This is a genomic window from Amycolatopsis sp. NPDC114478, from assembly GCF_055633805.1.
On sequence record NZ_JBVKDO010000034.1, the window covers coordinates 1 to 14085 of the forward strand.

11 protein-coding genes are annotated in these 14085 nt (G+C 72.6%); 6 read left to right on the forward strand and 5 right to left on the reverse strand.

Annotated features, from left to right (window positions below):
• Positions 1-87: 87 nt before the first annotated feature.
• Positions 88-837 (reverse strand): maleylpyruvate isomerase family mycothiol-dependent enzyme, encoded by a 750-nt coding sequence (locus ACZ7OH_RS47605; RefSeq protein WP_470286987.1) that lies wholly within the window; start codon positions 835-837, stop codon positions 88-90.
• Positions 838-952: 115 nt separating this feature from the next.
• Here ACZ7OH_RS47605 and ACZ7OH_RS47610 point away from each other — a divergent pair, with 115 nt between their 5' ends.
• Positions 953-2713: a sialidase family protein gene (locus ACZ7OH_RS47610; protein ID WP_470286988.1), complete on the forward strand. Its 1761-nt coding sequence runs from the start codon at positions 953-955 to the stop codon at positions 2711-2713.
• Between the two features lie 284 nt (positions 2714-2997).
• Here the strand turns inward: ACZ7OH_RS47610 and ACZ7OH_RS47615 are convergent, their stop codons facing one another.
• Positions 2998-4686 carry a bifunctional 3'-5' exonuclease/DNA polymerase gene (locus tag ACZ7OH_RS47615; protein ID WP_470286989.1) on the reverse strand — a complete coding sequence of 563 codons (1689 nt, stop codon included), beginning with the start codon at positions 4684-4686 and terminating at the stop codon, positions 2998-3000.
• 153 nt (positions 4687-4839) lie between these two features.
• Between ACZ7OH_RS47615 and ACZ7OH_RS47620 the strand changes: the two genes are divergently transcribed.
• Entirely contained in the window at positions 4840-6474 is a 1635-nt protein-coding gene (locus ACZ7OH_RS47620; protein ID WP_470286990.1) for an acyl-CoA synthetase, read from the forward strand.
• On the opposite strand, the gene ACZ7OH_RS47625 is transcribed toward ACZ7OH_RS47620, so the two are convergent.
• On the reverse strand, positions 6469-6759 hold the full coding sequence (locus tag ACZ7OH_RS47625) for a nuclear transport factor 2 family protein (protein ID WP_470286991.1): 291 nt from the start codon (positions 6757-6759) through the stop codon (positions 6469-6471). The genes ACZ7OH_RS47620 and ACZ7OH_RS47625 overlap by 6 nt on opposite strands.
• A gap of 75 nt (positions 6760-6834) precedes the next feature.
• On the opposite strand from ACZ7OH_RS47625, the gene ACZ7OH_RS47630 reads away from it, so the two are divergent.
• The gene (locus tag ACZ7OH_RS47630) at positions 6835-9795 is read left to right on the forward strand and encodes a helix-turn-helix transcriptional regulator (RefSeq protein ID WP_470286992.1); all 2961 of its coding nucleotides are present in this window, start codon (positions 6835-6837) and stop codon (positions 9793-9795) included.
• 119 nt (positions 9796-9914) lie between these two features.
• Here the strand turns inward: ACZ7OH_RS47630 and ACZ7OH_RS47635 are convergent, their stop codons facing one another.
• Together ACZ7OH_RS47635 and ACZ7OH_RS47640 are read right to left on the reverse strand one after the other, a co-directional pair.
• Positions 9915-10169, reverse strand: a complete 255-nt coding sequence (locus ACZ7OH_RS47635) for a hypothetical protein (RefSeq protein ID WP_470286993.1) — start codon at positions 10167-10169, stop codon at positions 9915-9917.
• 162 nt (positions 10170-10331) lie between these two features.
• Positions 10332-11252, reverse strand: coding sequence for a hypothetical protein (locus tag ACZ7OH_RS47640; RefSeq protein ID WP_470286994.1), 921 nt, complete (start codon positions 11250-11252; stop codon positions 10332-10334).
• A gap of 367 nt (positions 11253-11619) precedes the next feature.
• On the opposite strand from ACZ7OH_RS47640, the gene ACZ7OH_RS47645 reads away from it, so the two are divergent.
• Genes ACZ7OH_RS47645 through ACZ7OH_RS47655 form a run of 3 tightly spaced genes read left to right on the forward strand, consistent with a single transcriptional unit; the run spans position 11620 to position 14081 of the window.
• Positions 11620-12372: an SDR family oxidoreductase gene (locus ACZ7OH_RS47645; protein ID WP_470286995.1), complete on the forward strand. Its 753-nt coding sequence runs from the start codon at positions 11620-11622 to the stop codon at positions 12370-12372.
• Positions 12369-13424: a phosphotransferase family protein gene (locus ACZ7OH_RS47650; RefSeq protein ID WP_470286996.1), complete on the forward strand. Its 1056-nt coding sequence runs from the start codon at positions 12369-12371 to the stop codon at positions 13422-13424. The genes ACZ7OH_RS47645 and ACZ7OH_RS47650 overlap by 4 nt, the downstream gene beginning before the upstream one ends.
• Complete coding sequence (locus ACZ7OH_RS47655) at positions 13425-14081, forward strand: histidine phosphatase family protein (protein WP_470286997.1); 657 nt, start codon at positions 13425-13427, stop codon at positions 14079-14081. It begins immediately after the preceding gene.
• The last annotated feature ends 4 nt before the right edge of the window (positions 14082-14085 follow it).

A 14085-nucleotide genomic window follows, 5' to 3' on the forward strand; every position in this document is an offset into this window, starting at 1 on the left:
GGCATCGCGCACCTGCACAACATCCTCCTCGCCAACTGACCGGCAACACCAGCCCCACCAACCACAACACGAGTTACGAGACATCCCTTAGAGGAAGACGCGCGCGATCTCCAGCCACTTCCCCGCGTCTGCGCCCACGGCCGTGAGGCCGGTTTCCGCCAGGGGACGGCGCTGGGTGACACGGAGGCAGAAGTCGAACGCCCTGCCGCGGATGCGTTGCGCGGCATCGTCCGGGCCCCATGTCCAGGTTTCGCCGTCGGGGTCGGTGAGTTCGACGCGGAACGGCTCCTGGGGAATCGGCAGCTGGGCCGCGTAGAACGACAGCGTTCGCCCTTCCACCCCGAGCGAAGCCACGTGCCGGAGGCGGCCGGTCGGCCGGTGCGTCGCGCCGAGTGCGTCGTAGATGTCCTGCCCTTGCGCCCACGTCTCCGTCAGCCGGAGCGGGACCATCAGCGTCGCGGTCACCTCCGAGCCGTGCCACGGGAACGGCCGGTCCAGCGGCAGGTCACGCAGCGCGGCCGCCACCTCGGCGCGGCCGGTGCGCCAGCGTTCCAGCAGTTCCGCGCGCGGGAGTGCCGCTCCCGCCGCGGCTACGAGGTCGGCGTCCGCCGGCTCGGCGTCGAAGGCCGCCGGGGTCCGGACGGCGACGAGCACGTTCGCGTCGGCCGCGGCGAGGTGCGCGATCTGGTGGGCGATCGTCCACCCCGCGGCCGGGGTCGGGCGGGTCCAGTCAGGCTCCGCCGCGACGAGGGCGTCGAGCTCGTCCCCTTCGGCCACCAGGTCGGGCAGCGCGCGGTCGCGCTCCACCGTGGACAGGTCGAGGCCGTAGTCGATCACCGGCCCAGGCTACCGAAGAAGCCGGATGTCCGGATTCGCACTTCCGTCGGTTGACCGTGCCCACCCGGGCGTCAAGGGTGGGACGGCTGAAGACCTCCTGGGAAAGGACCTTCCGATGTCCTTGGGTGTTTCGTCCGCCAAGCGAAGAATCTTCGCCACACTCACCGCGCTCGTGTTGCCGCTCGCCGTCGTGCTCGCGCCCGCCGCGCACGCCGCCGGCGGGCCGCCGCTGCCCGGCGAAGCCGCGCACAGCAAGCACAAGATCGCCGAGGCGCACCACGACGTGCCGAACCCGCTGCTCAAGGAGCAGTTCGCCGAAGGGGAAGAGCAGGACAGCGACAATCCCGCGCTGTCCGCGCTCTGCCAGACCTACATCGGGAAGCCGAACCCCTACCGGCCGCTCGCGCCGAACAACGACGTCATCGACGGCGACACCATCGTGCCGACCGGCAGCCAGACCGGCTGCAGCACCGCCCAGAACGAGACGACGATCGCGGTCAACCCGGAGAACCCGCGCAACATCGTCGCCGGCGCGAACGACTACCGGCTTTACAACACACGCGAGTCCCGCAACGACTCCGGCGGCTTCGCCTACACGTCGTTCGACGGCGGGCGCACCTGGGCGAACGTCCAGCTGCCGCACCTCGACTTCCCGACGGGTGCGACCGCGCCACTGTCCTACATGGACGCCGCGGGTGACCCGGCCATCGCGTTCGGACCGCACGGCACCGTCTACTACGCGACGCTCGTGTTCAGCCGCGCCGCGGTGCCGGACACCCAGCAGCTCGCCAGCGGCATCGCCGTGTCGGTGTCCCACGACGGCGGCCGCAGCTTCGGCGACCCGGCGATCCTGCACCTCGACGGCGTCACGCCGGCCGGCACGCCGACCCCGACGAACATCTTCAACGACAAGGAGTGGATCGCCGCCGACCCGGTCACCGGCGACGTCTACGTCACCTGGACGCAGTTCACCTACGACGCGTCCGGCGCGTTCGTCGAGTCACCGATCGTGCTGTCGAAGTCCCGCGACTTCGGGCGGACGTGGTCGCCGATGAGCCGGATTTCGCCGTCGCTGACCGGGTTCCACGGCGGGATCACGCCGTTCGGCAGCGGCTCGAACCCGGTGGTCACCCGCGACGGGACGCTCCAGGTCGCCTACGAGACGTCGGTGTGCGCGACGGCCGCGTGCGACCAGCCCACCGACCACGACGCGGTCGTCGTGGCGACCTCGCGCGACGGCGGCCGCACGTTCCGGCACGCCGAGGTCGGTCTCGACTTCGACTTCCCGGTGAACGAAGACGTCGCCAACAACGCGCTGACCGGCGAGAACTTCCGGGTCAACAGCTTCCCGCAGCTGACCTACGACCGGGTGACCGACCACCTGTGGGTGACCTGGGCCGACGACCGCAACGGCACCTACAGCGACGGTAAGTCGGTCAAGACGAACGGCGACGCGTTCCTGAGCGGATCCGACGGCCGGCACGGCTGGTCGAAGCCGGTGAAGATCGGCACGGGCGCGGACGAGGTGTTCCCGGCGGTCGCGGCCCTGGCCGGCCGGGTGGCGGTGACGTTCTACACGCGCGCGTACGACCCGCACGGAATCGGGCTCGACTACGCGTACGCGACCGGCTGGGGCGACGACTTGTCCCCGCTCCGCCGCATCACGACGCAGACGGCGAACCCGCAGGTCCAGTTCGTCGGAACGGGAGCGGTGACAGGCAAGGAGCTGCAGGGGGTGTTCATCGGCGACTACACGGCAGCGGCGGTGGGCGCGGACTTCCGCCTGCACCCGTGCTGGACCGACTTCCGCGGCAACCCGGGCCGCACCCTGCCGAACCAGGACGTCGGAACGCAGACGCTGCCGATGTTCCCGTAGCGGGTGGAGCCTGCCGGGCAGTACGCCGCCCGGCACGGCTCACTTCGCGTCCGCGTAGCTGACCGCACGCGCGGAGACCATTCCCGTGAAGGCGGGGAAGGTCGCGGATTGCCGGTGGACGCTCTGCACGCCCGGCGCCCCGATTTTCTCCAGTCGGCAACCTTCGGTGTGCGAAGGCGCTGGTCGGTTGATTCGCTTTCCCACGGCCGGCGATTCGGCACACGGGCAGCGATCCCGGCCGCGCCGAAGGGGTGGTCGTCCAGGTGGTCACTGACCGGCACGGCTCACTTCGCGTCGGCGTAAGTGTCCGCCACCGCGACCTGCATCGGGAACCGCACCGGGCAGGCCGGGCCGAACAGCATCCTCGCCGCCTCCGTCACCGATTCCGTGATCGCCTCCGACACCTCGGATGCCAGCTCCGCCGGGGTGTGGACGATGACCTCGTCGTGCTGGAAGAACACCAAGTGGGCCGGCGGGGGCAAGCGGCGGCGCAGCGTTGCGAGCATCACCGCCGTCATGTCGGCCGCGCTCGCCTGGACGACGAAGTTGCGTGTGAACCGGCCCCAGCCCCTCGATGCCCGGCGGGCCTTCAGCTCGCCCGCCTCGTCCGACGCCAGACCGCCGGTCAGCGCCCGCCACGCCGCCGATGGTGCCGGTGACGTGCGGCCTAGCCGGGAGCGGACCCGTTCGCCGCGCTCGCCCGCCTGGGCCGCACGCTCCACATAGGACACCGCGTCCGGGAACCGCTGGCGCAGCAGCCCCAGCAGCGGTCCCGCTTCGCCGGACGTCCCGCCGTACATCGCCGACAGCATCGCGATCTTCGCGCGCGCCCGGTCGTCGCGGTCGTCGTCGGCGGCCGGGACCCAGCGGGCGCCCGAGAACAACGCCTCGCCGAGGCGCGCGTACAGGTCCGTCGCCGCCGCGACGTCGGCCAGCCGCCGGTCGCCCGACAGCGCCGTCAGCACCCGGGGCTCCAGCTGGGCCGCGTCGGCCACCACCAGCTTCCAGCCCGGGTCCGCGCGGACGCACGTGCGCAGCACCTTCGGGATCTGCAGCGCCCCGCCGCCGCGGCTGGCCCAGCGCCCGGACACCACCCCGCCGACGACGTAGTGCGGGCGGAACCGGCCGTCGCTGACCCACTCGTCGAGCCACGCCCAGCCGTTCGCCGCGTACAGCCGCGACAGCTCCTTGTACTCCAGCAGCGGCCCGACCGCGGGGTGGTCGATCCCCTTCAGCAGGTACTTCCGCGCCGCGGGGACCTCGATGCCGGCCCGGGCCAGCGCCCGGACCACGCTCGGCGGCGAATCCGGGTTGACCGGCCGCCCGCCGAACGCCTCGCTGATCTTCGCCGCCAGCTCGACCAGCACCTTGGGCCGCTCGCCGGGCCGGACCCGCGGGCCCAGCCGGGACGCCAGCAGCTCCTCGTGCAGGTCGGCGCGCCACGGCAGGCCGTCGGCCGACATCTCCGCCGCGGCCAGCGCGCTCGCCGACTCCGCGGCGAGCAGCAGCCGCAGCCGGTCCGGGTGCTCGCCCGCGGCCACCCGCCGCTCCTGCTCCGCGAGCACGCGCCGGACCGCCGTGACGACCGTCACGCCGTCGGGCAGCGTCGGCACCCGCGTGTCGAACAACGTCGGCTGCGCCAGCTCCACCGCCGCCGAATCGGGCGGCGGTTCCTCACCGTTCGCCCTGGCCCAGGCCGCGCGCAGGCTCCGCGACTGCCCGTCGGCGCCCTCGTACGCCAGCAGCAGCCCCTCCGCCAGCGCGAGGTCGTAGCAGCGTTCGACCTGCAGCCCGGCCGCCACGAGCACCGGGTACACGCCCTCCACCGACGGGAACACCCAGCGCGGCCGCACCGACGTCTCGAGCTCCCGCGCCACCGCCACGAAACCGGCCTCGTCCAGGCCTTTCGCCGTCGACGACGCCGACTGCACGGTGAAGCTCCCGTCCTCCTCCCGCCCGGCGATCACCTGCACGAAGACATCATGACGGTCACCACCGACAAAACCGGACCACGCGCATGGCTGGTGCACTCGCGGCGCGGTTGGTTTACTCTCCAGTAGCCCCCATACCGCCGGTACGCCCGCCGTCGGCGTGGGCACTCTTCCCGCAGCAATGGAGGTGCTTGGATGAGCCTGGTCGAGCTCGCCACGCAGGTGGCGGACAAGGTGGCCGAGACGGCCCGCAGCGTCGACGTGATGCGGCGGGCGGGACTCGTACCCTTCCCCCGGCTCGACGAGGGGGTCCGCTCACTGGTCGCGCTCCGGAAGTTCGGCCCGTTCGCCGGCGCGAACCACATCTCCGCGCGCCGCGACCCGACGGCCGTCGGCATCGTCGACGAGCTCGGCCCGCTGACCTACAAGCAGCTCGACGACCAGTCGAACGCCCTGGCCCGGGCCTGGTCCGAGCGCGGGATCCAGCCCGGCCAGGTCGTCGCCGCGCTCTGCCGCGACCACCGCGGCCTGGTGATCACGATGGCCGCGTCGGGCAAGCTCGGCGTCCGCCTGCTGCTGATGAACACCGGGTTCGCCAAACCGCAGCTGGCCGACGTCGCCAAGCGCGAGGGCGTCACCGCGCTGGTGTACGACCAGGAGTTCACCGGCCTGCTCGACGCCATCCCGGAGGGCGTCGACCGCTACCTGGCCTGGGTCGACCCGGACACCGACCTCACCGACCGGGACACCCCGGTGCTGTCGGAGATCATCGCGAGCACCGACGACCGGCCGTGGCCCGCGCCGGCCAAACCGGGCGGGTTCGTGCTGCTCACCAGCGGCACCACCGGCACGCCGAAGGGCGCGCCGCGGCCGCACACGTCGGCGCTGGCGTCGGCGCAGTTCCTCGACCGGATCCCGCTGCGCTCGAACGAGGCCACCTACATGGGCGCGCCGCTGTTCCACGGCACCGGCCTCTCGCAGTTCATCCTCTCCTTCGCGCTCGGCTCGAAGGTCGTGATGCGCCGCAAGTTCACGCCGGAGGAGGCGCTGCGCGGCGTCGCCGAGCACAAGTGCACCGCGCTCGTGCTGGTGCCGACCATGTTGCAGCGGATCGTCGACCTGCCGAAGGACGTCCGGGAGAAGTACGACACGTCGTCGCTGCGGATCATCTTCGTCGCGGGCTCGGCGCTGTCGCCGGACCTCGGCAACCGCGCGAACGAGGCGTTCGGCCCGGTCGTGCACAACCTCTACGGCTCGACCGAGGTTGCCGTGGCGACGGTCGCGACGCCGGAGGACTGGGCGAAGGCCCCGGGCACGGTCGGCCGCGCGCCGGTCGGCTGCAAGGTGGCGCTCTACGACGGAAAGGGCCGGAAGATCACCGAGCCCCACGTCACCGGCCGGGTGTTCGTCGGCAGCGGCCTCAGCTTCGGCGGCTACACCGACGGCCGCCACAAGGAGATCATCGACGGCCTGCTCTCCAGCGGCGACGTCGGCCACTTCGACGACGACGGCCTCCTCTTCATCGACGGCCGCGACGACGAGATGATCGTCTCCGGCGGCGAGAACGTGTTCCCGATCGAGGTGGAGAACCTGCTGGTCGAGCGCGAGGACGTGCTGGAGGCGGCGGTGATCGGCATCGAGGACCCGGAGTTCGGCCAGCGGCTCAAGGCGTTCATCGTGCGCACGGAGGACTCGAAGCTCGACGTCGACGGCGTCCGCGAGTACGTGAAGGCGAACCTGGCGCGGTACAAGGTGCCGCGCGACGTCGAATTCCTGGACGAGCTGCCCCGCAACGCGACCGGGAAGGTGCTGCGGAACAAGCTGTCATGATCCCCTCTGGACGTTGACGATCAGCCAGCACCCGTCCCGGCGCGCCGCGACGACGGTGCAGGCGGCACCGTCGCGCCGCCCGGTCGCGACACCGACGGCGGCGGTCACCTCCAGCCGGGTCCACCGGAACGCCGCCGTCGGCGCCCGGCCGGGCCAGTGGTCGCGGTCGAGCACCAGGCCGTCGGGGCCGTCGCCGCGGAAGTCGGCGGCCAACAACGACGCAGCGCCGTCGCCGCGGGTTTCGGCGTCACGCCAGCGGGCCAGCAGGTCTTCGAACGTGTTCACGGATCGAAACTCGCAGGCGGCGGGCGCGCGGACATCTGCCACCTGGCCGAGATTCGCTGGCAGACTGGCCGGGCGATGAGCGAGACGAACCTGGTGCCCGCGGGCACGGTCACGATCCTGTGCGCCGGCGACGAACCTCCGGCGGTTTTCGCGACGCCCGAAGAGGCGCTCGCGACCTTGACCGGCGGACCCGCCGCTCTCCACACCGGCGACGTGCTGCTCCGCGACGACGGCACCCCCACCGGTCCCGCCGTCCGGCGCTGCCGGCACCTGCGCGAGCTGGCCGACGGCCGCACGCTCGTCTCCGCGCGCACCGCCGCCGAACTGCCGGGTCGGCCGCTGCACGACCTCGGCGTCCACCGGCTGCCCGATCTCACCCGGCCCGAACGGATCTTCCAGCTCGGCGGGCGCCCCGGCCCCCTGCGCTCGCTCGACACGACCCCGAACAACCTCCCCGTGCAGCTGACCGGCTTCGTCGGCCGCGGAACCGAAACCGCCGAACTCGAGCGGCGGCTCGCCGGGGGACAGCTCGTCACGCTGGCCGGGACCGGTGGCAGCGGCAAGACCCGGCTGGCGGCGCAGGTCGCCGCCGCCGGGGCCGGGCGATGGCCCGACGGCGTGTGGTGGGTCGAACTCGACACCGAGGCCGCCGAAGTCGCCGAGCTGGTCGCCGCGACCCTCGGGGTGCCCGTCGAGCCGCACGTGGGCGCCGTCCGGTCGGTGGTGACCCACCTGCGCGACCGGCGCGTCCTGCTCTGCCTCGACAACTGCGAACAGGTGCTCGACGGCGTCGCCGGCCTCGCCGTCGAACTGCTCCGGTCCTGTCCCGAGGTCGCGCTGCTGGCAACCAGCCGCGAACCCGTCGGCGTGCCGGGGGAGACGGTCTGGCGGGTGCCGCCGCTCGCGGTCGAGGAGGCCGTCGCGTTGTTCGCCGAACGGGCCGGCGCGGTCCGGCCACTGTTCACTGTGGACACTTCCAGCGCGGCCGCCGTCCGGTCGGTGTGCACCCGGCTCGACGGCATCCCCCTGGCCGTCGAGCTCGCCGCCGCGTGGCTCGGAACCCTTACCCCGCACCAGATCGACGCCGGTCTCGACGACCGGTTCGCCCTCCTGACCCGCGGGCCGCGCGGGGTGCCGGCACGGCAGCAGACGCTCGCGGCGTCGATCGCGTGGAGCCACGACCAGCTCGACGACGAAGACCGCGCGGTGTTCCGCCGGCTCGCCGTCTTCGCCGGCGGGTTCACGTTGGACGCGGCGGGCGGCCCGGCCGCGCTTGGCCGGCTCGTCGACAAGTCCTTGGTACTGGCCGAGAACGGCCGCTACCGCATGCTGGAGACCATCCGCGAGTACGCGGCGGCCCGGCTGGCCGAGGCGGGGGAGACCGACGCCGTCCGCGACCGCCACCTCGACCACTTCCTCGCGCTCGCCGAGGCCGCCGAACCCGACCTCGACCGCGACAAGGACGCCTGGCGCACGCGGATGGAACCCGAGCGCGACAACCTGCGCGCGGCCCTGGAATGGGGGCTGGCACAGGAAGATCCCACGCGCGGCCGCCGGCTCGCCGCCGCCGTCGCGTGGCTGTGGAACCTGCGGGGGCGCGGTCATGAGGGGCTCGCGTACCTGAAGCGCGCGGTCGCCCGGTGCCCGGACGAGCGGTCGACGCTGCAGGCGCGGCTGCTCACCGGGATGGGCCTGGTCGCGGACACGACGGCGCCGTTCGACCTCGAAGCCGCGCGGCTGGGCTTGGAGATCGCCACCGAACTCGGCGAAGCGAGCCTGCGCGCGCGATGCCTGACGCTGACCGCCCTCGGGCACCTGTACACGGACTTCGACGCCGCTTGGGACGTCGCTCTCGAAGCCGAAAAGGCCGCGGGGACCGACGGGTTCGCCCGCGACAGCGCGTTGATGCTGCGCGGAATCATCCTCCACGCGCGGGACCGCCACGGCGAAGCCGAGCCGTTGCTCGCCGAAGCGGCCGAAGGGCTGCTTCGCCGGGGCGACCGGGGGCTTGCGTCGACCGTCCTCAGTACCCAGTCCGCGATCGCGCTCGCGTCGGCGGATCTGCCGCGGGCGCGGGAGCTGGCCGAGCGCGCCGTCGAGGTCGCCGCGCCGCTCGGGGACTTCCACCGCGTCAACACGACGTTGTGCCGGCTGGCGCTGGTGCACTGCCTGGCCGGCGAGGTCGACGCGGGGTTCCGCGTGATGGAGCCGTTCCTGCGGCTCGTCGAGACCGCGGGGGACGTCTTCGTGCCCGGCATGGCCGGGGTGATGGGCGAGCTGCACCGGCGTCGCGGCTCGTTCGAGGAGGCCGAGCGGTGGTTCGCCCGCGAGGCCATACCCGGGACGTACATGGCGTCGCAGGGGCTCGCCGAACGCGGGGCCGTGCTGCGCGCGCTGGGCCGGACATCGGAAGCCGAGGAGGTGCTGACCACCGCCGTCGAGCTGACCCGGCGGTGGGGGCTGCGGTCGGCGCTGGCCGACGCGCTGGACCAGCAGGGGTACCTGGCCGAGCCGGAGCGGGCCGCCGAGCTGCACCACGAGGCGCTGACGCTGCGGCTCGACCACGGCCTCCGCCTGGGCGTCCTGGACAGCCTGGACGCCCTGGCGACGCTCCTCGCCCGCACCGGCCGCCCGGCCGACGCCGCGAGGGTGTTCGTCTCGGCCACCCGGGCGCGCGCGGAGCTGGGCTTCCCCCGCCGGCCGGCCGAACAGCCCGAGCTCGCGCTGACGACCGAGGAAAAGCCGATGAGCCTCGACGACGTGGTGGCGTTCGTCCGCCGCACGCGAGGCGCGCGCGGCCGCCCGTCGAGCGGCTGGGGCAGCTTGACGCCGACGGAGCTGGAGGTCGTCAAGCTCGCGGCCGAGGGCAGCACCAACCCGGAGATCGGCGCGAAGCTGTTCATGAGCCGCGGGACGGTGAAGACGCATCTGGCGCACGTGTACGCGAAGCTGGGTATCGCGAACCGCACGGAACTGGCGACCGTGGCGGCCGCCCACGACAGCACCGGGAGCCGAGGCGTTCGCACGAGCAAATAGCTCGGTGTCGTTTCGGCAGGTCCGGGATTGGCTTCGGGCACCTATCGGCAGACGCGGCCGAACCCACACGTCGCTGTGCAGCGGGAAGACCTCAACCTGCACTTCTTCGGAATGGACGACTACGACCCGGCACAGTCGTACAGCACGTGCCCGGTCATCGTGGCCGACACCGGCGAGCTGTTCGAGGCGTTCGCGGCGGGGATGCGGTCCGTGCACGGAAAACTGCTCGTCTCCGGCATCCCGCGCATGACCCGGCCGCGGCTGCGCAACGACCGGTACACCGGGTTCACCGTCGTCGATCCGGGTGGCAACTGGATCCGGATCCACCAGGCCGCCAAGGAACCCGAGGCGCGGACCAAGCTCGCCAAAGCCATGGAGAACGCCGCGAGGCAGGCTGACGCGCGCGGCGACGAAGGCCAGGGGCTGAAGATCTTTGAAGGCGCGTTAGAGCGGGCGACCGGCGAGGAACCGGAGTTCCAGGCGGTGCGGGAGTACCGCGACGAGCTCGCCGAAAGGTCAAGGGGAGCTGAGCCGGGTCAGTCCCAGTCGATGCCGAAGACGCCCGGTCCGAAGTCCAGCGCCACCGCGTGCAGCCCGTCGCCGCCGTCGAGTTTCAGGGGGCGGCGGGTGGCCGTTGTTCCGTTGCGGGCGTACTGCCAGCAGCGGTCCGGGGCCGTGCCCGGGGCGAACCGGACCTCCAGCAGGTACTCGCGCACCGGGCGGCGGAACTCGCGGTAGTACGTGTTGCGGCACTCCGGGTACGGCGGCCCGCCGTTGGTCAGCGTGTACTCGATCAAGTGCGTCTCGCCCCGGTCGATCGGCCGGTCGAACACCAGCTCCGCGACGAGGAGCCCGTGCGCGACGTCGACCTCGGCGCGGCCGATCCGGCAGTTGCGCACCGCGTGCAGGTCCGGCGGGCCCGCCGCCGGGTCGTCCTGGGTGTACACCAGCAGCCAGCGGTCCTGGCCGTCCGCGGCCGCCTGGAACACCGCCCGCGCGGTGACCGCCCGCTGGCCGCCGTCCGCGGCGATCTCGCACAGGTCGTGCAGCCCCACCAGCTTCAGCGGGTGCTGGCGCTCCAGCGCGTCCGGCGCGCCGACCTTGTCCAGCAGCGGCTGCAGGACCTCGCGGGGGAACGTCAGGGGCTCGCCGCCCGCGTGGCGCTTCCCCGCCCCGCCCCGGGGCCGCGGCGGGGGCAGCAGCCCGAGCAGCGACCCGGCGGGGACGTCGAGGATTTCTTCCAGCGTGCGGACGGCCGACAGCGAGCTCTGCCGCTCGGGCTGGCGCTTGCCGGACTGCCAGTAGCTGAGGGCGGTGACGCTGACGACGACTCCGCGGGCGCGCAGCCGCGCCTGGATCCGGTCGAGCGAGAGCCCGCTGGTCGCGATGGCCGCGCGCAGGTGGGTGGCGAACGCGGTGCGCTCACCCTGCTGACCGCCCGCCGTGCTGCCCGCCATGGCCGACCCGCCCCGTAACGTCCCCCCGACGATCCCCGACACGGTGCACGTTAGCAGGACGCGCCACCCCCTTCGCCGGGCAGCCGGTGGCCCGGAACGCGCCGCCACTCGGGCGAACGGGCTAGTACTGGCAACTGTGAACCATTGCCCCGGCCTGGGCGGACGCGCTTGTATGACTTGCCCGCGCCGGTGGCTCCGCCTCCCCCTCACGGCCCATCCGCGTGCGGGCCGCAGCCGTGGACGAACGGCTCCGGCTCACCCGGCCGCGTTGTGCGACCGGCCGGGGTGGCCGCGCGATGACCGGTGGCCCGGCGACGCCCCCAGCGCCGGGCCACCGGTCTTATTACTTCCGGGTAGCATCCCCGGCATGACGGTCCGGAAGAACATCCTGATCACCGGCGCGAGCAGCGGGTTGGGCGAAGGCATGGCCCGCCAGTTCGCCGCCAGAGGGCGCAACCTCGCCCTCTGCGCGCGCCGCACCGACCGGCTCGAAAAGCTGGCCGGCGAGCTGACCGCCGCGCACCCCGGGATCAAGGTCGTCACGCGCAAGCTCGACGTCACCGACCACGACAGCGTCTTCACCGTCTTCGAGGAGTTCCGGGCCGAGCTGGGGTCCCTCGACCGGGTGATCGTGAACGCCGGGCTCGGCAAGGGGCAGCCGGTCGGCAAGGGCCGGTTCGACGCCAACCGGCAGACCCTCGAGGTCAACTTCGTCGCGGCCGCCGCCCAGATCGAGGCCGCCGCCGGGATCTTCCGCGCGCAGGGCGCCGGGCACCTCGCCGTCGTCTCCTCGTTCAGCGCGATCCGCGGCCTCCCGGGCAACCTCACCGCGTACGCCGCCTCGAAGGCCGGCATCTCGGCGTTCGTCGACGGCACCCGCTTGGAGCTCAAGCGCAAGGGCATCACCGTCACCGACATCCGGCCGGGCTACATCGAGTCGGAGATGAACGACCGGATCGGCAAGAACCCGTTGCTGGCCAAGGCCGAGAGCGGCGCGCGGGCGCTGGCCAAAGCGGTCGAGGCCGAGCGGGCGCGCGCCTACGTCCCGGCGTGGCCGTGGGTGCCGCTGAGCGTCGCCATGCGCGTCGTGCCGGCTTCGATCCTGCGGAGGTTCGCATGACCACCATCGAGGTGCGCGAAGAGGACGCCTTCGACGCCGCCGCGGTGCACGCCTGGCTGGCCACGCGCGTCGAAGGCCTCGGCGCCGAGCCACCGCACGTGCGTCAGTTCCCGGGTGGCGCGTCGAACCTGACGTACCTGCTCACCTACCCCGACCGCGAGCTGATCCTGCGCCGCCCGCCGGCCGGGCACAAGGCGGCCTCGGCGCACGACATGCGGCGCGAATACCGCGTGCAGCACGCGCTGAAGCCGGTGTTCCCGTACGTGCCGCGGATGCTGGCCTTCGGGGACGACGAGAGCGTGCTCGGCGGCGACTTCTACGTCATGGAGAAGCTGGACGGCCTGATCCTGCGCGGCGAGTTGCCGGCCGGTCTCGAGCTGAGCCCGGAGCAGGCCCGCGAGCTGTCCGGCAAGGTCGTCGACCGGCTGGTGGACCTGCACGCCGTCGACGTCGAGGCGGCCGGGCTGGCCGACCTCGGCAAGGGCGCCGGGTACGTCGAGCGGCAGATCCGCGGCTGGTCGGACCGGTACGTCGCGGCGCGCACGGACAACGTCGGCGACTTCGCCGAGGTCCGCGCCTGGCTGGCGGCGAACCAGCCCGAAGAGGTCAAGATCTGCCTGATCCACAACGACTACCGCCTCGACAACCTCGTGCTGGACGGCCCGTCGACGCTGAACATCACCGGCGTCCTCGACTGGGAGATGGCCACGCTCGGCGACCCGCTGATGGAGCTGGGCAGCATGCTCGCCTACTGGGTCGAGGCCGGCGACGACGACGTCATGAAGGCCAGCCGCCGCCAGCCGACGCACCTGCCGGGGATGTTCACGCGCGCGGAGTTCGTCGCGCGGTACGCGGAGAAGACCGGGCTCGCCGTCGGGGACTGGCGGTTCTACGAGGTCTACGGCCTGTTCCGGCTCGCGGCGGTGCTGCAGCAGCTGTACCGCCGCTACCACGACGGCGCGACCCGCAACCCGGCGTTCAAGGACTTCTGGCAGTTCGTCGGGTACCTCGACTGGCGGTGCCGCGAGATCATCGCGAAGGGAAGTGTCTGAGTGGGCGCGATCTACCTGGTCCGGCACGGACAGGCGTCCTTCGGCGCGTCCGACTACGACGCGCTGTCGCCGCGCGGCTTCGAACAGTCCACTGTGGTCGGTGCGGAGCTCCTGCGGCGCAACGTCTCCTTCAGTCAGATCCGGTCCGGCACGCTCGCGCGCCAGCGGGACACCGCGGCGACGGCGCTGAAGGTGCTCGGGACCGACGTCCCGGTCGTCGAGGACCCGCGCTGGAACGAGTACGACCACGTCGACATCGCCCGGCACCACGCCGGTGGTGCGCCGCAGGAGGATTCCCGGGCGTACCAAGGGGTTCTGGACGCGGCGTTGACGGCGTGGACCACGGCCGGCGCCGACGGGCCGTGCGCCGAGCCGTGGCCGGCGTTCCTCGGCCGCTGCCGGTCCGCCTTGGCGGACCTGGTGGCGTCGTTGGGCAAGGGCGAGCACGCGCTCGTGTTCACCTCCGGCGGGGTGATCGCCACGCTCTGCGGGCTGCTGATAGGCACGCCCGAAGTGGGGCTGCTCAAGCTCAACCGCGTCACGGTCAACGGCGGGATCACGAAGCTGGTGTCCGGCCGCGGCGGCGTCACGATGCTGTCGTTCAACGAGCACCCGCACTTCGAGGCCGAAGCGGCCCAGTTGCTCACCTACCGGTAGGAGG